This is a genomic window from Grimontia marina (assembly GCF_900060185.1).
GTDB classification, from domain to species: Bacteria; Pseudomonadota; Gammaproteobacteria; order Enterobacterales; family Vibrionaceae; genus Enterovibrio; species Enterovibrio marinus.
In genome coordinates this window covers 112379-131931 of record NZ_FIZY01000009.1, presented here as the reverse complement: position 1 = coordinate 131931, position 19553 = coordinate 112379, and the positions used below count along the sequence as shown (strand labels likewise).

Sequence of the window (19553 nt, the reverse complement as noted above, 5' to 3'; positions counted from 1 at the left end):
GACTTGCATGTGTTAGGCCTGCCGCCAGCGTTCAATCTGAGCCATGATCAAACTCTTCAATTAGAATTTTTTTGCCCTTCCTCACTTTGAAAAAGTGAACAAAGGCGGCTCGATGAAATACTGTTGTGTTCTAACCCCTCTCTACATAGTAAAGAAAGAGCAGAACGAATTGACTGTGCCGATAACTCCGAAAAGTTTTCGTTTGGTCACTCAGTAAACATCGATAAATCTTTTGTCTATCAACTACGAGTGCCCACACAGATTGCATAGGTCAAATTGTTAAAGAACGTTGACTTGAAGAAGCGTTGCTTCTCACCGTCAGGGCTGCGAATTTTACGCTGCCGGGCGATGAAGTCAAGAAGAAATTTTGAGATTTTTCAGCGTTGCTTTCGCAACCCTCAAAACACCTTGTTGACTTGCCTCTCGGGGTGAATTTCCCTTCGAAGCGGGCGGCCATTTTACTGATTCGAAACAGCGCGTCAAGCGTTTATTTCAACTCAATTTTTGAGGCCTTCGCCGTACCGATTTGAGTGGGCGTTTCCGCTGTGGGAGCCGCTCCCCGTGTCGGTGAGGCGGCATTATAGGGAGGTCTGAAATTCTGGCAAGGGCTTTTTTGAGGTTTTTTATGAAAATCGCTTCACTTGGCTATATTTTACTCGAAAGCCTTATTTTCACACATTTTACTCACACCAAACTCACAAAAGGCTGTGCATAAGTGTGTTATACACGATGTAATAGCCTTTTCAATCTTCCCCCTCCCCACACATATTTGACGTTTACAATATTGCTTATTCACTAACTGAGCCAATCAATAAGTTCAGTTCTGTTGGAGAATTCAGTTCAGCCATTAGATAAGTAAGTAGAAGTAGAAGTAGAAGTAGAAGTAGAAGTAGAAGTAGAAGTAGAAGTAGAAGTAGAAGTAGAAGTAGAAGTAGAAGTAGAAGTAGAAGTAGAAGTAGAAGTAGAAGTAGAAGTAGAAGGGTTGATTGACTGAAGCCTTGACGTCAAGAGTTGTAGAGAAAGAAATAGAGTGCAAGCTGCTTTATAAATGAGTAGATGAATAAAAAGCCAGGCTAAAAGCCTGGCTTCTTATTTGAACGAACCGAGAGATTACTCAGCTGCTTCTTCTGCAGCTGTCTCTGGACGATCTACCAACTCGATGTAAGCCATAGGGGCTTTATCGCCGGCACGTACACCGCATTTCAGAATGCGAGTGTAACCGCCTGCACGAGAGGCAAAACGTGGACCCAGTTCGTTGAACAGCTTCGCTACAACTTCGTCGTTACGAGTACGAGCGAATGCAAGACGACGGTTAGCAACACTGTCGTTCTTTGCTAGGGTAATCAATGGCTCAATTACGCGACGCAGCTCTTTTGCCTTAGGCAGAGTAGTTTTGATAACTTCGTGAGTTACCAGCGAGCTAGCCATGTTGCTGAACATCGCTTTGCGATGGCTGCTGTTGCGATTGAGTTGACGACCACTCTTACGATGGCGCATGACCTAATCCTTCTAACTAAGTAATCAGAATCTGATTAATCTTCAGCGATTGATGCTGGCGGCCAGTTTTCCAGGCGCATACCCAGAGACAGACCACGTGAAGCCAGCACGTCTTTAATTTCAGTCAAAGACTTCTTACCAAGGTTTGGCGTCTTAAGAAGCTCAACCTCAGTACGCTGTACCAGATCACCGATGTAGTGGATCGCTTCTGCTTTCAAACAGTTAGCAGAGCGAACAGTTAGTTCAAGATCGTCTACAGGACGCAGTAGGATCGGATCGAACTCTGGCTTCTCTTCTTTCTCTTCAGGAACTCGTACATCACGCAGATCTACGAATGCGTCCAGTTGCTCAGCAAGAATAGTTGCTGCACGACGGATAGCTTCCTCAGGATCAAGAGTACCGTTAGTCTCCATATCGATAACCAGCTTGTCGAGGTCGGTACGCTGTTCAACACGTGCTGCTTCAACATTGTAAGCAATACGGTCTACTGGGCTGAACGTTGCATCTACAAGCAGACGGCCGATTGGACGCTCGTCTTCTTCAGTGTGAATACGTGCTGACGCTGGTACGTAGCCGCGACCACGTTCTACCTTGATTCGCATGCTGATTTCAGCATTTGAATCTGTCAGGTGGCAGATTACGTGTTCTGGGTTCGCAATCTCAACACCACCGTCGTGGGTGATGTCGCCTGCAACAACAGGGCCTGCACCAGACTTATTCAGGGTTAGGATAACTTCATCTTTACCCTCTACCTTAACGGCAAGGCCTTTAAGGTTAAGCAGGATTTCCAGGATATCTTCCTGTACGCCCTCTTTGGTGCTGTACTCGTGCAACACGCCGTCAATTTCCACTTCTGTCACTGCACAACCAGGCATAGACGACAGTAGGATGCGACGTAGAGCATTACCTAGGGTGTGACCAAAGCCACGCTCTAGCGGCTCAAGAGTTACTTTTGCGTGCGTCGAGCTAACTTGTTCGATGTCAACCAGACGCGGCTTAAGAAATTCTGTTACAGAACCCTGCATTGTGTCCTCTCTTTAGTTTAGCCTTACTTAGAGTAAAGCTCGACGATCAGGTGTTCGTTGATGTCAGCAGACAAATCTGAACGCTCTGGCAGGCGCTTGAAAGTGCCTTCCATCTTGTTGCTGTCTACTTCGATCCAAGTTGGCAGCTCGCGCTGAGCAGCAATTTCAAGAGCTGCTTTGATGCGTGCTTGGTTCTTAGCTTTCTCGCGAATGCTAACAACGTCGTTGGCCGTTACCTTGAAAGAAGGAACGTTAACCACTTTACCGTTTACCAGGATCGCTTTGTGGCTTACCAACTGACGTGATTCTGCGCGAGTTGCGCCAAAGCCCATGCGGTAAACTACGTTATCCAGACGACCTTCCAGAAGTTGCAGCAGGTTTTCACCTGTGTTGCCTTTGATGCGAGCAGCTTCTTTATAGTAGTTACGGAATTGTTTTTCCAGTACGCCGTAGATACGACGAACTTTTTGCTTCTCACGAAGCTGAACGCCGTAGTCAGACAGACGGCCGCGACGTGCGCCGTGTACGCCTGGGGCGTTATCAATTTTACACTTGGTATCAATCGCGCGTACGCCTGACTTCAGGAACAAGTCAGTACCTTCGCGACGGCTAAGCTTCAGCTTAGGACCCAAATATCTTGCCATGATCTTTCTCCAGAATTCTAAGAAACAGCGTTATACGCGACGTTTCTTAGGTGGACGACAACCGTTATGTGGGATTGGAGTCGCATCAACAATGTTAGTGATACGGAAACCAGCCGCGTTCAGAGCGCGAATAGTAGATTCACGACCTGGACCTGGGCCCTTAACCATAACTTCCAGGTTCTTCAGGCCATATTCTTTAGCCATCTCACCACAACGCTCAGCAGCAACCTGTGCAGCGAACGGAGTTGATTTGCGAGAACCACGGAAACCAGAACCACCTGCAGTCGCCCAAGCTAGGGCGTTACCTTGACGGTCAGTAATGGTTACGATTGTGTTGTTGAAAGACGCATGGATGTGCGCTACGCCGTCAGCAACTTGCTTGCGTACGCGTTTACGTGCGCGATTTGGTTGTTTAGCCATAGTACTTTACCTACCCCGATTATTTCTTGATCGGCTTGCGCGGACCCTTACGGGTACGAGCATTGGTCTTCGTGCGCTGGCCACGTAGTGGCAAGCTGCGACGATGACGCAAACCGCGGTAACAACCAAGGTCCATCAGACGCTTGATGTTCATGGAAACTTCACGACGTAGATCACCTTCTACAGTGTACTTGGCAACGCCATCACGCAGTAGATCGATCTGCTCTTCAGTTAGTTCACTGATCTTAGTGCTTTCAGCAATACCAGTCTCAGCTAGGATAGCTTTTGAACGGGTTTTACCGATACCGTAGATCGCAGTCAGTGCGATTACAGCATGCTTCTGATCAGGAATGTTAATGCCTGCAATACGGGCCACTATTCACTCCTAGTACTTTATCAAGAAGAACCGCTGCAAAGCCCGTTTAGGATACGCAGCGGCTATACCACTTCTTTTGCACACACAAAAGGTGGGCTGGCTAATGTAGCCAGCCTGCCTAAATTTTGCAAGAAAAATATTCTGCTATTAGCCTTGGCGCTGCTTATGCTTTGGCTCACTGCAAATCACGCGAACAACACCGTTACGCTTGATAACTTTACAGTTACGGCAGATTTTCTTAACGGAAGCACGAACTTTCATTGCTAAACTCCGTAAATGTCAATCTGTTAGCGGCCGTAGCCTTTCAGATTGGCTTTCTTCAACACGGACTCATATTGTTGAGACATCAGATGTGTCTGAACTTGAGCCATAAAGTCCATGATTACCACGACTACGATAAGTAGGGAAGTTCCGCCAAAGTAAAAGCGTACGTTCCAAGCAATCATCATGAACTCGGGGATCAGACAGATAAAGGTGATATACAACGCCCCCGCTAGGGTTAATCGAGTCATTACTTTATCTATGTACTTCGCAGTCTGCTCGCCCGGGCGAATACCAGGTACGAATGCACCAGACTTCTTCAGATTGTCTGCTGTCTCACGCGGGTTGAAAACCAACGCCGTGTAGAAGAAACAGAAGAAGATAATCGCAGCAGCATAAAGAATTACATACAGTGGTTGACCGGGGCTTAGTGCCAATGACACATCCGCCAACCAGCCCAACTGTTCACTCTGACCAAACCATTGAGCCAGTGTGCCTGGGAACAGGATAATACTTGATGCAAAAATTGCTGGAATTACGCCTGCCATGTTTAATTTCAATGGCAGGTGTGTGCTTTGCGCAGCGAAGACACGACGGCCTTGCTGACGTTTCGCGTAGTTAACAACGATTCGACGTTGACCACGCTCTACAAACACAACGAACGCAATTACTGCAAATGCAATTACCGCAATCAACAGAAGAAGAAGCACGTGCAATTCACCTTGACGCGCTTGCTCGGCTGTTTGTCCGATAGCGGATGGCAATCCTGCAACGATACCAGCAAATATTATGATGGAAATACCGTTGCCGATACCACGCTCAGTGATCTGTTCACCTAACCACATCAGGAACATGGTGCCAGTGACCAAGCTCACAACAGCGGTAAAGTAGAATCCAAGGCCTGCGTTTACAACCAGACCCGGAATCATACTTGGCAAGCCTGTAGCGATACCAATCGCTTGGAAGGTTGCCAATACCAGCGTACCGTAGCGGGTGTACTGACTGATCTTACGACGGCCAGATTCCCCTTCTTTCTTCAACTCAGCTAAGGCTGGATGAACTACCGTAAGCAGTTGGACAATAATCGATGCCGAAATATACGGCATGATGCCCAGCGCCAGGATAGAAGCACGCTCAAGAGCACCACCAGAGAACATGTTAAACAGTTCAATGATGGTCCCTTGTTGCTGTTCGAACAGATCGGCAAGTACAGCAGCGTCAATACCAGGAATTGGCACAAAAGAACCGGCGCGGAATACGAGCAACGCACCTACCACAAAGAGTAGACGGCTTTTCAGCTCCGCAAGTCCACCTTTTGCACTACTAAAATTATGTCCTGGTTGTTTTGCCATCTGTACCTCGTCCTCGAGCTAATTATTCCTCGATTTTACCGCCAGCAGCTTCGATTGCAGCTTGAGCGCCTTTAGTAACGCGAAGACCTTTTACAGTCACTGAGCGTGCAATCTCACCAGACAGTACGATTTTCGCCGTACGGATGTCTTTAGTGATTACGTTTGCAGCTTTCAGTGTCTCAAGGCTTACTACGTCACCTTCAACTTTAGCCAGTTCGCTCAGGCGAACTTCAGCTGCAGTCAGGCTCTTGCGAGAAGTAAAACCAAATTTTGGCAGACGCTGTTTCAAAGGCATTTGACCGCCTTCGAAACCTGGGCGTACAGAACCACCTGAACGGGATTTCTGACCTTTGTGACCACGGCCACCAGTTTTGCCCAAGCCTGAACCGATACCACGGCCAACGCGCTTCTTAGAAGGCTTTGAACCCGCAGCCGGAGATAGAGTATTCAGACGCATTGTGATTACTCCTCCACTTTAACCATGTAGTAAACTTGATTGATCATGCCGCGTACGCAAGCAGTATCTTCAAGTTCAACAGTGTGGTTGATGCGACGTAGGCCCAAGCCACGCAGGGTAGCTTTGTGTTTCGGCAAACGACCGATTGAGCTACGAGTCTGAGTTACTTTGATAGTTTTAGCCATGTCGAATTACCCCAGAATTTCGTTAACTGGCAGACCGCGTTTAGCAGCTACCATTTCTGGAGACTTCATACCACCCAGACCATCGATCGTTGCACGAACGATGTTGATTGGGTTAGTAGAACCGTATGCTTTTGCCAGAACGTTGCGAACACCCGCAACTTCCAAAACCGCGCGCATCGCACCACCTGCGATGATACCTGTACCTTCTGATGCAGGCTGCATGTACACTTTAGAACCAGTGTGGCGGCCTTTAACAGCGTGGTGAAGAGTACCTTCGTTCAGCGCAACAGTAACCATGTTACGGCGCGCTTTTTCCATTGATTTTTGGATCGCTGCAGGTACTTCACGGGCTTTGCCGTAACCGAAACCTACACGACCATTGCCATCACCAACTACAGTCAGAGCGGTGAAGCTGAAGATGCGACCACCTTTAACCGTCTTAGAAACACGGTTAACAGCAATCAGCTTCTCATGCAAATCACTTTGTTGTTTATCGTTAGCCATCTTTCCGCCTACCTTAGAATTTCAGACCAGCTTCACGGGCAGCATCTGCCAGTGCAGCCACACGGCCGTGGTATTGGAAACCGGAACGGTCAAAAGCAACAGATTCGATGCCTTTTTCCTTCGCACGCTCAGCGATAGCTTTACCTACTGCTGCTGCGGCTTCTTTATTACCGGTGCTCTTCACTTGCTCACGGATCGCTTTTTCTACGGTAGAAGCAGCTGCGATTACTTCGGAGCCATTTGCCGCGATAACCTGTGCGTACACATGACGTGGAGTACGGTGTACCACTAGGCGAGTCGCACCCAGTTCAGCAATCTTGCGACGCGCTCGGGTCGCACGACGGATACGAGCAATTTTCTTATCCATAGTGTTACCTTACTTCTTCTTAGCTTCTTTAGTACGCACAACTTCGTCAGCGTAACGAACACCTTTACCTTTGTAAGGCTCAGGCTGACGGTATGCGCGGATGTCAGCAGCTACTTGACCAACTAATTGCTTGTCTGTACCAGTCAAAACAATTTCAGTTTGGCTTGGGCATTCTGCTTTGATACCTGCAGGCAGTTCATGTTCAACAGGGTGAGAGAAACCCAGAGTCAGAGCGACTGAGTTACCTTTCATTGCTGCACGATAACCAACACCTTTCAGGATCAGTTTCTTGGTATAGCCTTCAGTAACACCAACAACCATGTTGTTCACCAGTGCACGTGCGGTACCTGCTTGAGCGTTAGCTTTAGCAATACCTTCGCGTGGTGCGAACTTCACAGCGTTGTCTTCTTGGCTTAGTTCCACTGCGTCGTTGATAATGCGGGTCAGCTCACCCTTGCTACCTTTAACAGTGATTTCCTGACCGTTCAGTTTCACCTCTACGCCGGCAGGAATTACTACGGGTGCTTTTGCAACACGAGACATTTCCTACTCCTTACGCTACGTAGCAGATGATTTCGCCGCCCAGACCCGCTTTGCGAGCTGCACGGTCGGTCATCAAACCTTTAGAAGTTGATACTACAGCAATACCCAGACCACCCATTACAGAAGGCAGCTCATCTTTTTTCTTATAGATGCGCAGACCTGGACGGCTTACACGTTGGATTTGCTCGATAACTGGTTTAGCTTCGAAGTACTTCAGAGTAACTTCCAGCTCAGGCTTAACTTCGCCAGAAACAGCGTAGTCAGCCACATAACCTTCAGCTTTCAGCAGCTCAGCAATTGCCACTTTCAGCTTTGACGAAGGCATCTTAACAGCAACTTTAGTTGCTGCCTGACCGTTGCGGATGCGGGTCAGCATATCCGAAATCGGATCTTGCATGCTCATAAGTCTTTACTCCCGTGATTCAATTACCAGCTCGCCTTACGCAGACCCGGAATCTCGCCTTTCATGCAAGCTTCACGAACCTTGATTCGGCTCAGACCGAATTTGCGCAGGTAGCCATGTGGACGACCAGTCTGGTTACAGCGGTTACGCTGACGAGACTTAGCAGAATCACGCGGTAGAGTTTGAAGCTTCAGGACTGCATCCCAACGCTCTTCTTCAGACGCGTTAACGTTTTTGATGATAGCTTTCAGTGCAGCACGCTTCTCAGCGAACTTTGCTACCAGCTTCGCGCGTTTTACTTCGCGCGCTTTCATTGATTGCTTAGCCATTACAGTAACCCTTCACCTTACTTACGGAATGGGAAGTTAAAGGCAGCCAGCAGAGCTTGACCTTCCTCATCAGTCGCCGCTGTGGTCGTGATAGTAATATCAAGACCACGGATACGATCTACTTTGTCGTAGTCGATCTCTGGGAAGATGATTTGCTCACGAACGCCCATGCTATAGTTACCGCGACCGTCGAAAGATTTCGAGCTAACGCCACGGAAGTCACGCACACGTGGAAGAGCGATTGAAATCAGACGCTCTAGGAATTCCCACATACGCTCGCCACGCAGGGTTACTTTACAGCCAATTGGGTAGCCCTCACGGATCTTGAAGCCAGCAACAGACTTACGTGCTTTAGTGATCAGCGGCTTTTGACCTGTGATTGATGCCAGGTCACATGCTGCGTTCTCAAGCAGTTTTTTGTCGTTGATTGCTTCGCCCACACCCATGTTCAGGGTGATCTTTTCGATCCTTGGGACTTGCATGATACTCTTGTATTCGAACTTTTCAGCCAGTTCTTTTACAACAGTCTCTTTGTAGTAATCATGCAGTTTCGCCATAGTGTACTACTCCAGAATTACTTAAATAATTTCGCCATTCGATTTGAAGAAACGAACTTTTTTGCCGTCTTCGAATCGGAAGCCTACACGGTCTGCTTTACCAGTTGCCGCGTTGTAGATAGCAACGTTAGAAACGTCCACTGCAGCTTCTTTTTCTACGATGCCGCCTTGGATGCCCAGAGCCGGAACAGGCTTCTGGTGTTTCTTAACCAGGTTGATACCTTCAACGATAACTTTACCAGTGGTCAGAACCTTACTTACTTTACCTTTCTTGCCTTTGTCTTTACCGGCAAGAACGATAACTTCGTCGTTACGACGGATTTTAGCTGCCATTTTAACCGCTCCTTACAGAACTTCTGGCGCCAGAGACACAATCTTCATGAACTTATCGCCACGAAGTTCGCGTGTCACAGGACCAAAGATACGGGTACCGACTGGTTGCTCAGTAGTGTTGTTCAACAATACACAAGCATTACGGTCGAAGCGAATGACAGAGCCATCTGGACGACGAACGCCTTTACGGGTGCGAACTACAACCGCCTTCAGGACATCACCTTTTTTAACTTTACCGCGTGGGATTGCATCTTTAACGGTAACTTTGATGACGTCGCCGATATGGGCGTAGCGACGGTGTGAACCACCCAGCACCTTAATACACATTACGCTGCGAGCGCCGGAGTTATCGGCTGCATCCAGCATACTTTGCATTTGGATCATTGTTAGTGCTCCGCTGTTATTACATCTAGACCCATCTCGGGTCGGGCTGCCTCATTACAAGGGCGGCGAATAATAACACTATTTTTTGAAGATGGGTAGATAAAAAATAAACGGCTCCGAAATGGGAGCCGCTTTGTTTTTTATCGCTGGAAAGCTTGCCTTACAGGCGTGCTTTCTCAACTACGCGTACCAGAGTCCAAGACTTAGTCTTAGACAGTGGACGGCACTCACGGATCTCAACGGTATCGCCTTGTGCGCACTCGTTGTTTTCGTCATGAGCGTGCAGTTTAGTCGTACGCTTGATGAATTTACCGTAGATTGGGTGTTTCACCTGGCGTTCGATAGCAACAACGATAGATTTATCCATCTTGTCGCTAATTACACGACCTTGTTGAGTACGGATTTTGTCGCTCATTATGCGTTGCCCTTCTGGTTCAGAACGGTTTTAACACGTGCGATATCGCGACGAACGTTCTTCAGAGTGTGAGTTTGCTGAAGTTGACCAGTAGCCGCTTGCATGCGCAGGTTGAATTGCTCACGCAGCAGACCCAGCAGTTCTTCATTCAGCTGCTCTACGCTCTTTTCGCGAAGCTCTTGTGCTTTCATCACATCACCGCCTTAGTTACGAAAGTGGTTTTGATAGGTAGTTTACGAGAAGCCAGCTCGAATGCTTCGCGAGCAAGGCTTTCAGAAACACCATCCATCTCGTACAGGACTTTACCTGGTTGGATTTGTGCAACCCAGTAGCTCACAGAACCCTTACCTTTACCCTGACGAACTTCCAGAGGTTTGGTAGTGATTGGCTTGTCTGGGAACACACGGATCCAGATTTGACCCTGACGCTTGATGTGACGAGTCATAGCACGACGTGCAGCTTCGATCTGACGCGCAGTGATACGACCACGACCAACAGCTTTCAGGCCGAAGGTACCGAAGCTTACGTCAGTACCTGCAGCAAGACCGCGGTTACGACCCTTATGAGTCTTGCGGAACTTAGTACGTTTTGGTTGAAGCATCGATAGACTCCTTACTTACGGCCTTTACGCTGCTTCTTAGGCTTATCAGCCTGTGGCTCTGCTACTGGCATGCCGCCCAGAACTTCACCTTTGAAGATCCAAACTTTAATACCAATAACACCGTAAGTGGTGTGAGCCGAAGAAGTTGCGTAATCAATGTCAGCACGAAGAGTGTGCAGTGGCACACGACCTTCACGGTACCACTCGGTACGAGCGATTTCAGCACCGCCAAGACGGCCGCTTACTTCCACTTTGATACCCTTGGCACCCAGACGCATTGCGTTCTGTACCGCACGCTTCATAGCACGACGGAACATAACACGACGCTCTAGCTGAGACGCGATGCTGTCACCAACCAGTTGTGCGTCAAGCTCAGGCTTGCGTACTTCTGCGATGTTGATTTGAGCAGGAACACCTGCCAGTTGTGCAACGCGAGCGCGCAGTTTTTCTACGTCTTCGCCTTTCTTACCGATAACAACGCCTGGACGAGCAGTGTGAATAGTCACACGGATGCTCTTGGCAGGACGCTCGATAACGATACGAGAAACAGACGCTTTAGACAGTTCTTTAGTCAGGAACTGACGTACCTTGAAGTCGCCGTCTAGGTTGTCAGCGAAATCTTGGCTGTTAGCAAACCAGGTGGAATTCCAAGGCTTACAGATGCCAAGACGAATACCATTAGGATGTACTTTTTGACCCATTGCTTTCTCTCCTCGTCTCTTAGCGGTCTGCTACAACAACAGTGATGTGGCTAGAACGCTTCAAGATGCGATCGGCACGGCCTTTTGCACGAGGCATGATGCGCTTCATGACTGGGCCTTCGTCAACGAAGATTTTTGCTACAGACAAATCATCGATGTCTGCGCCTTCGTTATGCTCAGCGTTTGCAATTGCAGACTCCAGCACCTTCTTGATCAGATCAGCGGCTTTTTTGTCGCTGAAAGTCAGAAGTTCAATTGCTTGTGCAACGTTTTTACCGCGCACTTGGTCTGCTACCAAACGTGCTTTCTGAGGCGAAATACGAGCAAAGCGATGTTTAGCAATAGCTTCCATATCTTAACTCCTTAACGCTTCTTAGCTTTCTTATCTGCAGCGTGGCCGCGATAAGTACGTGTTGGTGCAAATTCGCCCAGCTTGTGACCGATCATCTCATCAGTGATGAAAACAGGTACGTGCTGACGACCATTATGGACAGCGATGGTCAAACCGATCATCTGAGGGATGATCATTGAACGACGGGACCAAGTCTTAACAGGCTTCTTGTCACCGCTTTCCACCGCTTTCTCTACCTTCTTCAGCAAGTGCAGGTCAATAAAAGGACCTTTCTTGAGAGAACGTGGCATGGCTTATCCTCTGATATAAATTACTTGTTACGACGACGTACGATGTACTTGTCGGTACGTTTGTTCTTACGGGTCTTGAAGCCTTTAGTAGGCATACCCCAAGGAGATACTGGGTGACGACCGCCCGAAGTACGACCTTCACCACCACCGTGTGGGTGGTCTACTGGGTTCATTGCAACACCACGAACTGTTGGACGAACGCCCTTCCAGCGAGTAGCACCTGCTTTACCCAGTTCACGCAGCATGTGTTCTGCGTTACCAACTTCACCGATGGTCGCACGACCTTCAGAAAGAACTTTACGCATCTCACCAGAACGCAGACGAATAGTTACGTATGCGCCATCGCGAGCTACGATTTGTGCGTATGCACCAGCTGAACGAGCCAGCTGAGCACCTTTACCAGGCTTCAGTTCAACGTTGTGAACTGTAGAACCTACTGGGATGTTGCGCATTGGCAGGCTGTTGCCTACTTTGATCGCAGCATCTGAACCAGATTGGATCTGGTCGCCAGCTTTCAGGCCTTTAGGTGCAATGATGTAACGACGCTCGCCGTCTGCGTACAGAACCAGTGCGATGTTCGCGCTACGGTTTGGATCGTATTCCAGACGCTCAACTTTCGCTGGGATGCCGTCTTTAGTACGTTTGAAGTCAATTACACGGTAGTGTTGCTTATGACCACCACCGATGTGACGTACAGTGATACGACCGTTGTTGTTACGACCACCAGACTTAGAGTTTTTCTCCAGCAGCGGTGCGTAAGGCTTACCTTTGTACAGGTCAGCGTTTACAATCTTAACAACGTGACGACGACCCGGTGAAGTAGGCTTACATTTAACAATTGCCATTTTCTGTTACTCCTCCGTCTTACTCAGCGCCGCCAGCGAAGTCGATGTCTTGACCTTCTTTCAAGATAACGTACGCTTTTTTCACGTCTGAACGACGGCCTTGGCGCATACCTTGACGTTTGGTCTTACCCTTAGTGATAAGAGTATTTACAGACTTCACTTCAACTTCGAACAGTTTCTCAACTGCTGCTTTGATCTCTCTCTTAGTCGCAGTCATTGCTACTTTGAAAACGATAGTGTTACCGTTTTCAGCAGCCATGGTTGCTTTTTCAGAGATGTGCGGAGCACGCAGAACTTTCAGGATACGCTCTTCAGTGATCATCCCAGCATCTCCTCAACTTGCTTAACTGCAGCTGCAGTCATAACTACTTTGTCGAAAGCGATCAGGCTAACTGGGTCGATGCCTGCTGCATCGCGTACATCAACCTTGTACAGGTTGCGCGCTGCCAAGAACAGGTTCTCATCAACTTCTGCAGTTACGATCAGAGCTTCAGACAGCTCAAGCTCTTTCAGCTTAGCGATCAGCTCTTTAGTTTTTGGTGCTTCTACTGAGAAGTTATCAACAACGATCAGACGCTCTTGACGAACCAGCTCAGACAGGATGCTTTTAATAGCACCACGGTACATTTTCTTGTTAACTTTCTGGCTGTGGTCCTGAGGACGCGCAGCGAAAGTTACACCACCCGAGCGCCAGATTGGGCTACGGATTGTACCTGCACGAGCGCGACCAGTACCCTTCTGACGCCATGGCTTAGCACCGCCACCTGATACGTCTGAACGAGTCTTTTGCGCACGAGTACCTTGACGGGCACCAGCTGCGTATGCAACTACTACTTGGTGAACCAGAGCTTCGTTGAACTCACGCCCGAAGGTAGTTTCGGAAACAGTCAGCGCGTCAGCGCCTTTTACTACCAATTCCATTACTATCTCCTCGACGTTACGCTTTAACGGCTGGTTTAACGATCACGTTGCTGCCAGTCGCACCTGGTACTGCACCTTTGATAAGAAGCAGTTTGCGCTCAGCGTCAACACGTACGATCTCAAGGTTTTGAGTAGTTACCTGCTCTGCACCCATGTGACCTGCCATTTTCTTGCCTTTGAATACGCGACCTGGAGTCTGACATTGACCGATAGAACCAGGAGCACGGTGAGACAAGGAGTTACCGTGGGTCATATCTTGAGTACGGAAGTTCCAACGCTTAACAGCGCCTTGGAAACCCTTACCTTTAGATGTGCCAGTAACGTCTACTTTTTTGATTTCAGCGAACAGATCTACGTTCAGCTCAGCGCCTACTTCGAAATCTTCGCCGTTTTCCAGACGGAATTCCCACAGACCGCGGCCAGCTTCAACACCTACTTTCGCAAAGTGACCAGCTTCTGGCTTAGTTACGCGGCTTGCTTTCTTAGCGCCTGAAGTTACTTGGATAGCAGAGTAACCATCTACTTCAGGAGTACGTACCTGAGTAACACGGTTAGTTTCTACTTCTACAACGGTTACAGGGATAGAAACGCCTTCTTCAGTGAAGATGCGAGTCATGCCCACTTTACGACCGACTAGACCAATCATTATTAACTCCCCTCTTAACCCAGGCTGATTTGAACATCAACGCCCGCAGCAAGGTCAAGACGCATCAGAGCGTCAACAGTTTTATCTGTTGGCTCAACGATGTCGATCAGACGCTTGTGAGTACGGATTTCGTACTGGTCACGTGCATCTTTGTTTACGTGCGGAGAGATAAGAACGGTGAAGCGCTCTTTGCGAGTTGGCAGAGGGATTGGACCCTTCACCTGCGCACCAGTGCGCTTAGCGGTTTCAACGATTTCCGCAGTAGACTGGTCGATCAAACGGTGATCGAAAGCCTTCAGGCGGATACGGATACGTTGGTTCTGCATTAGACAGAGCTCCAAATTAAAAAATTACACAAACAATATCGCCACTCAACCTTATCAAGATAAGGGAATGTCGATTGATTTATGTGAAACCGTAGTATCAATATCTGATACATTGTCAGCCATTTTATATGACTGCGAACATAAGCGGAGTATACATTACCGACCACATCAGGCTTTCACCTACTGCGAAGGGTCTTCCTCCTGTGCTCATTGGTTCACAACTGCACTGTTGAGAGCAAATCTCTCAGGCAGTGCGGGCATTATACAGATCACAATTTGCTTTGCAAGTGGCGTTTAAAATATAATCAGGCTTTAGATAAGCGAGTAAAACTGGGGCCTCTGGCTCTGGCGTAGGTACAAAAAAGGATCCTCTTTTGGGCTCCCTTTCTTCTCATTCAAAATCTTGCTCAAGAATCATCACATTCAATCATTTGCGCTTGATTGTAATTCTGGATGCCTACTTTATCGATAAGTCCCAGCTGGGTTTCAAGCCAATCAACATGCTCTTCTTCCTCTTCCAGAATATCCTGGAACAGGTCACGCGACACATAATCACGGACGCTTTCAGCATATTCAATGGCATCACGCAAATCAGGAATAGCATCCATTTCCAGCGCTAAATCGCACTCGAGCATTTCTGTGGTATCTTCACCTATGCGCAATTTGCCTAGATCTTGCAGGTTGGGTATGCCTTCGAGGAAAAGGATACGCTCTATCAAATCATCAGCATGTTTCATCTCATCGATAGACTCTTCGTATTCTTTATCAGCAATCGCTTTCAATCCCCAGTCTTTGTACATTCGCGCGTGAAGGAAATACTGATTGATGGCAACAAGTTCGTTACCCAGAATTTTGTTGAGATGTTGGATGATTTTTGGATCTGACTTCATATCACGCACTCCTCTTTTCGGCGTCTATTAAAAATAGAACCGAATGAAGTGTGGTCAATGTCAGATATTAGACAAGAGGCACTTAGCCAACTTTCTTGTAGAGAGTATTTAACGCTGCTTCTTGAAGGATTTCCTTTGCAGGACGAATGCACTTGCCGCACTGTGAGCCCAAGGGAGTTAGCTTTCTAATTTCGCGTATGTCATCGACCCCTTGCTCATAAGCAAGTTTCTTCAACGTCTTATCAGAAATCCCGTGGCACAAGCAAACGTACATCTTTGTATCTTCCTCAATGAAACTAATAACAATATAAACGAGAATTGTTAGCATTACCAGTTCGTTTCTTCGATTGATTGACGAATAATGAAAGAAAAGGACGAAGAAAGAATTTGAAGGAATATCACTGTAGGGATGAAAGCACCTGTTCTCTTAGCGGTGCCTCACAAAGCCTAGTTTTCTAAAAATGAAAAAGGACGCCGAAGCGTCCTTTTCCTAGCATTGTGCTAATCGAAGCTTAAAAAATTAAGCCAGGATCTTAGCAACAACACCCGCACCTACGGTACGGCCACCTTCACGGATAGCGAAGCGCAGGCCTTCGTCCATCGCGATTGGTGCAATCAGCTCAACAACCATTTGGATGTTGTCACCTGGCATTACCATCTCAACGCCTTCTGGCAGTTCGATAGTACCGGTCACGTCAGTAGTACGGAAGTAGAACTGTGGACGGTAGCCTTTGAAGAACGGAGTATGACGGCCGCCTTCGTCTTTAGACAGAACGTATACTTCTGACTCGAACTTAGTGTGAGGAGTGATAGAACCCGGCTTCGCCAGTACTTGACCACGCTCAACTTCGTCACGCTTAGTACCACGCAGCAGAACACCAACGTTCTCACCTGCACGGCCTTCGTCCAGAAGCTTACGGAACATCTCAACACCAGTACAAGTAGTAGTAGTAGTGTCTTTGATACCAACGATAGCAACTTCGTCACCTACGCGAACGATACCTTGCTCAACACGACCCGTTACAACAGTACCACGGCCTTGGATTGAGAATACGTCTTCGATTGGCAGGATGAATGGCTTGTCGATCGCACGCTCTGGCTCTGGGATGTAAGAATCCAGTGCTTCTGCCAGCTCAACGATTTTCGCTTCCCACTCAGCTTCGCCGTTCAGTGCACCCAGTGCAGAACCTTGAATTACTGGGCAGTCGTCGCCTGGGAAGTCGTACTCAGACAGCAGTTCACGAACTTCCATCTCAACCAGCTCAAGCAGCTCTTCGTCGTCAACCATGTCACACTTGTTCATGAATACAAGGATGTATGGAATACCAACCTGGCGACCCAGCAGGATGTGCTCACGAGTTTGTGGCATTGGACCGTCAGTTGCCGCAACAACCAGGATACCACCGTCCATTTGCGCAGCACCGGTGATCATGTTTTTAACATAGTCAGCGTGTCCTGGGCAGTCTACGTGTGCGTAGTGGCGAGTTGGAGTATCGTACTCTACGTGTGAAGTAGAGATAGTGATACCACGCTCGCGCTCTTCTGGCGCGTTATCGATTGATGCGAAGTCACGCGCTGCACCGCCGTAAGTTTTAGACAGTACAGTACAGATTGCTGCAGTCAGAGTGGTTTTACCGTGGTCAACGTGGCCGATAGTACCAACGTTAACGTGCGGTTTCGTACGTTCAAATTTTTCTTTAGACACGATCGTGTTCCTTCCTAGTTGTGAGCCGCACCCACCGTCGTGAGTGCGATCAGAAGTTTTTATTAATGCGGGCCAATAATGCCAGCATTAAAACCACCTATCAATCAAGAACGCTCTGCGATGATTGAATCAGCGATGTTCTTAGGAATATCAGCATAGTCACTGAATTCCATAGAGTAAGATGCGCGGCCCTGAGTCGCTGAACGCAAGTCAGTTGCGTAACCAAACATCTCAGCCAGTGGCACCTGCGCGCGAATGATCTTCAAACCGGCAGGACCTTCATCCATACCACCAATCAGACCACGACGACGGTTCAGGTCGCCCACTACGTCACCCATCCAGTCTTCTGGAGTGGTAACTTCCACTTTCATCATTGGCTCAAGAATGACAGGTTGCGCTTCAAGTGCACCTTTCTTGAATGCCATAGATGCAGCGATCTTAAACGCCATTTCGTTGGAGTCAACATCATGGTACGAACCATCGAAAAGCGTTGCTTTGATATCAAGCACTGGGTAGCCAGCAAGTACACCGCTACTCATCTGCTCTTCAACACCTTTAGCAACAGCGCCGATATATTCTTTCGGTACCACACCACCAACGATTTCGTCGACGAAGACAAAACCTTCGCCTTTCTCAGCTGGTTCCAGTTTCAGCCAAACATGACCGTACTGACCACGACCACCAGACTGCTTGACGAATTTACCTTCGACTTCAGCCGAACCACGGATGGTTTCGCGGTATGCCACCTGTGGCTTACCTACATTACATTCTACGCTGAACTCACGACGCATGCGGTCTACGATGATGTCCAGGTGAAGCTCACCCATACCTGAGATCAGGGTCTGGCCTGACTCGTCATCGGTTTCAACGCGGAATGATGGATCTTCTGCCGCCAGTTTACCCAGCGCGATACCCATTTTTTCCTGGTCTGCTTTAGAGCGTGGCTCTACAGCGATCTGAATAACTGGTTCAGGGAACTCCATACGCTCAAGAACCACTTTTGATTCTTGTGCACACAGCGTGTCACCTGTAGTGACGTCTTTCAGACCAATGGCTGCTGCAATGTCACCCGCGCGAATTTCTTTAATTTCTTCACGCTTGTTTGAGTGCATCTGAACGATACGGCCAAAACGCTCACGCTTTTGCTTCACTGAGTTGTAAACAGTGTCGCCAGTATTGACCACACCCGAGTAAACTCGCAGGAAGGTCAAGGTACCCACGAATGGGTCCGTAGCAATCTTGAATGCCAGAGCTGCAAACGGTTCGTTGTCATCAGAGTGACGCTCGATCTCGTTGCCATCTTCGTCTTCACCTTTGATCGCTTTGACGTCAACAGGGGAAGGAAGGAATTCTACAACAGCATCCAGAACCGCCTGAACGCCTTTGTTCTTAAATGCAGAACCACAGGTCGCCAGTACGATTTCATTATTCAATGTACGTTCACGCAGAGCTTGCTTGATTTCAGCTTCGGTCAGTTCTCCCTCTTCGAGGTACTTGTCCATCAGCTCTTCGTTTGCTTCAGCAGCGGCTTCGACCAGATTCTGGTGCCACTCATCAGCCAGCTCTTGCATGTCTGCCGGGATGTCTTCGTACGTGAAGCTCATACCCTGGTCAGCTTCGCTCCAGTTAATCGCCTTCATTTTGATAAGGTCGATAACACCGCGGAAGTCTTCTTCAGCGCCGATATTCAGATGAATTGGCACTGGCGTTGCGCCCAGTCGAACTTTAATCTGCTCAACCACACGCAGAAAATCTGCGCCTGCACGGTCCATCTTATTGACGAAAACCATACGAGGAACTTCATATTTGTCAGCCTGACGCCAAACGGTCTCTGACTGAGGTTCAACACCGGAAGCACCACAGAATACAACTACTGCACCATCCAGTACGCGCAAGGAACGCTCTACCTCAATGGTAAAGTCAACGTGTCCTGGGGTATCAATGATGTTGATGCGATGCTCAGGGAATTGCGCATCCATACCGCGCCAGAAAGTTGTAGTCGCAGCGGAGGTGATGGTGATACCACGCTCTTGCTCCTGCTCCATCCAGTCCATGGTTGCGGCACCATCGTGCACTTCACCAATTTTATGAGAAAGACCGGTGTAAAACAGGATACGCTCTGTTGTTGTAGTTTTGCCTGCGTCTACGTGCGCACAAATACCGATATTACGGTAGCGCTCAATAGGGGTCTTACGAGCCACAGTAGTATCCTCTTACTAAGGGT

33 protein-coding genes and 1 rRNA gene are annotated in these 19553 nt (G+C 48.3%); all 34 read right to left on the bottom strand.

Annotated features, from left to right (window positions below; all coding sequences use genetic code 11):
• Nucleotides 1–63 (bottom strand): 16S ribosomal RNA (locus GMA8713_RS07035); the annotation flags it as partial.
• A 784-nt stretch (nucleotides 64–847) separates the two neighbouring features.
• Entirely contained in the window at nucleotides 848–1036 is a 189-nt protein-coding gene (locus GMA8713_RS27265) for a hypothetical protein (protein WP_157515512.1), read from the bottom strand.
• 74 nt (nucleotides 1037–1110) lie between these two features.
• Entirely contained in the window at nucleotides 1111–1497 is a 387-nt protein-coding gene (gene rplQ / locus GMA8713_RS07030; protein WP_002541538.1) for a 50S ribosomal protein L17, read from the bottom strand.
• Between the two features lie 35 nt (nucleotides 1498–1532).
• On the bottom strand, nucleotides 1533–2522 hold the full coding sequence (locus tag GMA8713_RS07025) for a DNA-directed RNA polymerase subunit alpha (protein WP_002541536.1): 990 nt from the start codon (nucleotides 2520–2522) through the stop codon (nucleotides 1533–1535).
• A 23-nt stretch (nucleotides 2523–2545) separates the two neighbouring features.
• A complete protein-coding gene (gene rpsD / locus GMA8713_RS07020; protein WP_002541535.1) occupies nucleotides 2546–3166 on the bottom strand; it encodes a 30S ribosomal protein S4 in 621 nt (206 codons plus the stop codon).
• 30 nt (nucleotides 3167–3196) lie between these two features.
• A complete protein-coding gene (gene rpsK / locus GMA8713_RS07015) occupies nucleotides 3197–3586 on the bottom strand; it encodes a 30S ribosomal protein S11 (protein WP_002541534.1) in 390 nt (129 codons plus the stop codon).
• A gap of 19 nt (nucleotides 3587–3605) precedes the next feature.
• Nucleotides 3606–3962: a 30S ribosomal protein S13 gene (rpsM, locus tag GMA8713_RS07010; RefSeq protein ID WP_002541533.1), complete on the bottom strand. Its 357-nt coding sequence runs from the start codon at nucleotides 3960–3962 to the stop codon at nucleotides 3606–3608.
• Between the two features lie 147 nt (nucleotides 3963–4109).
• Nucleotides 4110–4223: a 50S ribosomal protein L36 gene (gene rpmJ, locus GMA8713_RS07005; RefSeq protein WP_000868186.1), complete on the bottom strand. Its 114-nt coding sequence runs from the start codon at nucleotides 4221–4223 to the stop codon at nucleotides 4110–4112.
• A gap of 26 nt (nucleotides 4224–4249) precedes the next feature.
• Entirely contained in the window at nucleotides 4250–5575 is a 1326-nt protein-coding gene (gene secY / locus GMA8713_RS07000; protein WP_062707165.1) for a preprotein translocase subunit SecY, read from the bottom strand.
• A 22-nt stretch (nucleotides 5576–5597) separates the two neighbouring features.
• On the bottom strand, nucleotides 5598–6032 hold the full coding sequence (gene rplO / locus GMA8713_RS06995; protein ID WP_002541432.1) for a 50S ribosomal protein L15: 435 nt from the start codon (nucleotides 6030–6032) through the stop codon (nucleotides 5598–5600).
• 5 nt (nucleotides 6033–6037) lie between these two features.
• A complete protein-coding gene (gene rpmD / locus GMA8713_RS06990; RefSeq protein WP_002541431.1) occupies nucleotides 6038–6217 on the bottom strand; it encodes a 50S ribosomal protein L30 in 180 nt (59 codons plus the stop codon).
• 6 nt (nucleotides 6218–6223) lie between these two features.
• The gene (gene rpsE / locus GMA8713_RS06985) at nucleotides 6224–6721 is read right to left on the bottom strand and encodes a 30S ribosomal protein S5 (RefSeq protein WP_002541430.1); all 498 of its coding nucleotides are present in this window, start codon (nucleotides 6719–6721) and stop codon (nucleotides 6224–6226) included.
• Between the two features lie 13 nt (nucleotides 6722–6734).
• Nucleotides 6735–7088 carry a 50S ribosomal protein L18 gene (rplR, locus tag GMA8713_RS06980; protein ID WP_002541429.1) on the bottom strand — a complete coding sequence of 118 codons (354 nt, stop codon included), beginning with the start codon at nucleotides 7086–7088 and terminating at the stop codon, nucleotides 6735–6737.
• 9 nt (nucleotides 7089–7097) lie between these two features.
• A complete protein-coding gene (rplF, locus tag GMA8713_RS06975; protein WP_062707163.1) occupies nucleotides 7098–7631 on the bottom strand; it encodes a 50S ribosomal protein L6 in 534 nt (177 codons plus the stop codon).
• 10 nt (nucleotides 7632–7641) lie between these two features.
• The gene (rpsH, locus tag GMA8713_RS06970) at nucleotides 7642–8034 is read right to left on the bottom strand and encodes a 30S ribosomal protein S8 (protein WP_002541427.1); all 393 of its coding nucleotides are present in this window, start codon (nucleotides 8032–8034) and stop codon (nucleotides 7642–7644) included.
• 23 nt (nucleotides 8035–8057) lie between these two features.
• Complete coding sequence (rpsN, locus tag GMA8713_RS06965) at nucleotides 8058–8363, bottom strand: 30S ribosomal protein S14 (RefSeq protein ID WP_002541426.1); 306 nt, start codon at nucleotides 8361–8363, stop codon at nucleotides 8058–8060.
• 17 nt (nucleotides 8364–8380) lie between these two features.
• On the bottom strand, nucleotides 8381–8920 hold the full coding sequence (gene rplE / locus GMA8713_RS06960) for a 50S ribosomal protein L5 (RefSeq protein ID WP_062707161.1): 540 nt from the start codon (nucleotides 8918–8920) through the stop codon (nucleotides 8381–8383).
• 21 nt (nucleotides 8921–8941) lie between these two features.
• Complete coding sequence (gene rplX, locus GMA8713_RS06955) at nucleotides 8942–9253, bottom strand: 50S ribosomal protein L24 (protein WP_002541424.1); 312 nt, start codon at nucleotides 9251–9253, stop codon at nucleotides 8942–8944.
• Between the two features lie 12 nt (nucleotides 9254–9265).
• Nucleotides 9266–9637, bottom strand: a complete 372-nt coding sequence (gene rplN, locus GMA8713_RS06950; protein WP_002541423.1) for a 50S ribosomal protein L14 — start codon at nucleotides 9635–9637, stop codon at nucleotides 9266–9268.
• Between the two features lie 160 nt (nucleotides 9638–9797).
• Nucleotides 9798–10052, bottom strand: coding sequence for a 30S ribosomal protein S17 (rpsQ, locus tag GMA8713_RS06945; RefSeq protein ID WP_002541422.1), 255 nt, complete (start codon nucleotides 10050–10052; stop codon nucleotides 9798–9800).
• Nucleotides 10052–10243 carry a 50S ribosomal protein L29 gene (gene rpmC / locus GMA8713_RS06940; RefSeq protein ID WP_002541421.1) on the bottom strand — a complete coding sequence of 64 codons (192 nt, stop codon included), beginning with the start codon at nucleotides 10241–10243 and terminating at the stop codon, nucleotides 10052–10054. The genes rpsQ and rpmC overlap by 1 nt, the downstream gene beginning before the upstream one ends.
• Nucleotides 10243–10653, bottom strand: a complete 411-nt coding sequence (gene rplP, locus GMA8713_RS06935; RefSeq protein ID WP_002541420.1) for a 50S ribosomal protein L16 — start codon at nucleotides 10651–10653, stop codon at nucleotides 10243–10245. The genes rpmC and rplP overlap by 1 nt, the downstream gene beginning before the upstream one ends.
• An 11-nt stretch (nucleotides 10654–10664) precedes the next feature.
• Nucleotides 10665–11354 (bottom strand): 30S ribosomal protein S3, encoded by a 690-nt coding sequence (gene rpsC / locus GMA8713_RS06930; RefSeq protein ID WP_002541419.1) that lies wholly within the window; start codon nucleotides 11352–11354, stop codon nucleotides 10665–10667.
• Nucleotides 11355–11373: 19 nt separating this feature from the next.
• Nucleotides 11374–11706, bottom strand: coding sequence for a 50S ribosomal protein L22 (rplV, locus tag GMA8713_RS06925; protein ID WP_002541418.1), 333 nt, complete (start codon nucleotides 11704–11706; stop codon nucleotides 11374–11376).
• An 11-nt stretch (nucleotides 11707–11717) separates the two neighbouring features.
• The gene (gene rpsS / locus GMA8713_RS06920) at nucleotides 11718–11996 is read right to left on the bottom strand and encodes a 30S ribosomal protein S19 (RefSeq protein WP_002541417.1); all 279 of its coding nucleotides are present in this window, start codon (nucleotides 11994–11996) and stop codon (nucleotides 11718–11720) included.
• A gap of 20 nt (nucleotides 11997–12016) precedes the next feature.
• Nucleotides 12017–12841, bottom strand: a complete 825-nt coding sequence (rplB, locus tag GMA8713_RS06915) for a 50S ribosomal protein L2 (RefSeq protein WP_002541416.1) — start codon at nucleotides 12839–12841, stop codon at nucleotides 12017–12019.
• A gap of 19 nt (nucleotides 12842–12860) precedes the next feature.
• A complete protein-coding gene (gene rplW / locus GMA8713_RS06910) occupies nucleotides 12861–13163 on the bottom strand; it encodes a 50S ribosomal protein L23 (protein WP_002541415.1) in 303 nt (100 codons plus the stop codon).
• The gene (gene rplD / locus GMA8713_RS06905; RefSeq protein ID WP_002541414.1) at nucleotides 13160–13762 is read right to left on the bottom strand and encodes a 50S ribosomal protein L4; all 603 of its coding nucleotides are present in this window, start codon (nucleotides 13760–13762) and stop codon (nucleotides 13160–13162) included. The genes rplW and rplD overlap by 4 nt, the downstream gene beginning before the upstream one ends.
• Before the next feature lie 16 nt (nucleotides 13763–13778).
• Entirely contained in the window at nucleotides 13779–14408 is a 630-nt protein-coding gene (gene rplC / locus GMA8713_RS06900) for a 50S ribosomal protein L3 (RefSeq protein ID WP_062707159.1), read from the bottom strand.
• Between the two features lie 14 nt (nucleotides 14409–14422).
• Nucleotides 14423–14734, bottom strand: a complete 312-nt coding sequence (gene rpsJ / locus GMA8713_RS06895) for a 30S ribosomal protein S10 (RefSeq protein WP_002541412.1) — start codon at nucleotides 14732–14734, stop codon at nucleotides 14423–14425.
• Nucleotides 14735–15141: 407 nt separating this feature from the next.
• Nucleotides 15142–15624, bottom strand: a complete 483-nt coding sequence (gene bfr, locus GMA8713_RS06890; RefSeq protein ID WP_062707157.1) for a bacterioferritin — start codon at nucleotides 15622–15624, stop codon at nucleotides 15142–15144.
• A gap of 82 nt (nucleotides 15625–15706) precedes the next feature.
• Nucleotides 15707–15898, bottom strand: coding sequence for a bacterioferritin-associated ferredoxin (locus GMA8713_RS06885; RefSeq protein ID WP_062707175.1), 192 nt, complete (start codon nucleotides 15896–15898; stop codon nucleotides 15707–15709).
• A gap of 246 nt (nucleotides 15899–16144) precedes the next feature.
• Nucleotides 16145–17329 (bottom strand): elongation factor Tu, encoded by a 1185-nt coding sequence (gene tuf, locus GMA8713_RS06880; protein ID WP_062707155.1) that lies wholly within the window; start codon nucleotides 17327–17329, stop codon nucleotides 16145–16147.
• 104 nt (nucleotides 17330–17433) lie between these two features.
• On the bottom strand, nucleotides 17434–19530 hold the full coding sequence (gene fusA, locus GMA8713_RS06875; RefSeq protein WP_062707153.1) for an elongation factor G: 2097 nt from the start codon (nucleotides 19528–19530) through the stop codon (nucleotides 17434–17436).
• Nucleotides 19531–19553: the final 23 nt, after the last annotated feature.

Bases quoted from the DNA above. Each gene is read 5' to 3' on its own strand.
- rpsC (WP_002541419.1), bottom strand. From the start codon at position 11,354: ATGGGTCAAAAAGTACATCCTAATGGTATTCGTCTTGGCATCTGTAAG.
- rplD (WP_002541414.1), bottom strand. From the start codon at position 13,762: ATGGAATTGGTAGTAAAAGGCGCTGACGCGCTGACTGTTTCCGAAACT.
- rpsQ (WP_002541422.1), bottom strand. From the start codon at position 10,052: ATGAGCGACAAAATCCGTACTCAACAAGGTCGTGTAATTAGCGACAAG.
- rpsJ (WP_002541412.1), bottom strand. From the start codon at position 14,734: ATGCAGAACCAACGTATCCGTATCCGCCTGAAGGCTTTCGATCACCGT.
- bfr (WP_062707157.1), bottom strand. From the start codon at position 15,624: ATGAAGTCAGATCCAAAAATCATCCAACATCTCAACAAAATTCTGGGT.
- rplE (WP_062707161.1), bottom strand. From the start codon at position 8,920: ATGGCGAAACTGCATGATTACTACAAAGAGACTGTTGTAAAAGAACTG.
- rpmD (WP_002541431.1), bottom strand. From the start codon at position 6,217: ATGGCTAAAACTATCAAAGTAACTCAGACTCGTAGCTCAATCGGTCGT.
- rpsH (WP_002541427.1), bottom strand. From the start codon at position 8,034: ATGAGCATGCAAGATCCGATTTCGGATATGCTGACCCGCATCCGCAAC.
- rplX (WP_002541424.1), bottom strand. From the start codon at position 9,253: ATGGCAGCTAAAATCCGTCGTAACGACGAAGTTATCGTTCTTGCCGGT.
- GMA8713_RS07025 (WP_002541536.1), bottom strand. From the start codon at position 2,522: ATGCAGGGTTCTGTAACAGAATTTCTTAAGCCGCGTCTGGTTGACATC.
- rpsE (WP_002541430.1), bottom strand. From the start codon at position 6,721: ATGGCTAACGATAAACAACAAAGTGATTTGCATGAGAAGCTGATTGCT.
- rplB (WP_002541416.1), bottom strand. From the start codon at position 12,841: ATGGCAATTGTTAAATGTAAGCCTACTTCACCGGGTCGTCGTCACGTT.
- rplF (WP_062707163.1), bottom strand. From the start codon at position 7,631: ATGTCTCGTGTTGCAAAAGCACCCGTAGTAATTCCTGCCGGCGTAGAG.
- rpmJ (WP_000868186.1), bottom strand. From the start codon at position 4,223: ATGAAAGTTCGTGCTTCCGTTAAGAAAATCTGCCGTAACTGTAAAGTT.
- rpsN (WP_002541426.1), bottom strand. From the start codon at position 8,363: ATGGCTAAGCAATCAATGAAAGCGCGCGAAGTAAAACGCGCGAAGCTG.
- rpsD (WP_002541535.1), bottom strand. From the start codon at position 3,166: ATGGCAAGATATTTGGGTCCTAAGCTGAAGCTTAGCCGTCGCGAAGGT.
- rplO (WP_002541432.1), bottom strand. From the start codon at position 6,032: ATGCGTCTGAATACTCTATCTCCGGCTGCGGGTTCAAAGCCTTCTAAG.
- rpmC (WP_002541421.1), bottom strand. From the start codon at position 10,243: ATGAAAGCACAAGAGCTTCGCGAAAAGAGCGTAGAGCAGCTGAATGAA.
- rplN (WP_002541423.1), bottom strand. From the start codon at position 9,637: ATGATCCAAATGCAAAGTATGCTGGATGCAGCCGATAACTCCGGCGCT.
- rpsS (WP_002541417.1), bottom strand. From the start codon at position 11,996: ATGCCACGTTCTCTCAAGAAAGGTCCTTTTATTGACCTGCACTTGCTG.
- rplV (WP_002541418.1), bottom strand. From the start codon at position 11,706: ATGGAAGCTATTGCTAAACATCGCTTTGCTCGTATTTCGCCTCAGAAA.
- rplP (WP_002541420.1), bottom strand. From the start codon at position 10,653: ATGCTTCAACCAAAACGTACTAAGTTCCGCAAGACTCATAAGGGTCGT.
- rpsK (WP_002541534.1), bottom strand. From the start codon at position 3,586: ATGGCTAAACAACCAAATCGCGCACGTAAACGCGTACGCAAGCAAGTT.
- secY (WP_062707165.1), bottom strand. From the start codon at position 5,575: ATGGCAAAACAACCAGGACATAATTTTAGTAGTGCAAAAGGTGGACTT.
- rplR (WP_002541429.1), bottom strand. From the start codon at position 7,088: ATGGATAAGAAAATTGCTCGTATCCGTCGTGCGACCCGAGCGCGTCGC.
- rplC (WP_062707159.1), bottom strand. From the start codon at position 14,408: ATGATTGGTCTAGTCGGTCGTAAAGTGGGCATGACTCGCATCTTCACT.
- GMA8713_RS06885 (WP_062707175.1), bottom strand. From the start codon at position 15,898: ATGTACGTTTGCTTGTGCCACGGGATTTCTGATAAGACGTTGAAGAAA.
- rplW (WP_002541415.1), bottom strand. From the start codon at position 13,163: ATGATCACTGAAGAGCGTATCCTGAAAGTTCTGCGTGCTCCGCACATC.
- rplQ (WP_002541538.1), bottom strand. From the start codon at position 1,497: ATGCGCCATCGTAAGAGTGGTCGTCAACTCAATCGCAACAGCAGCCAT.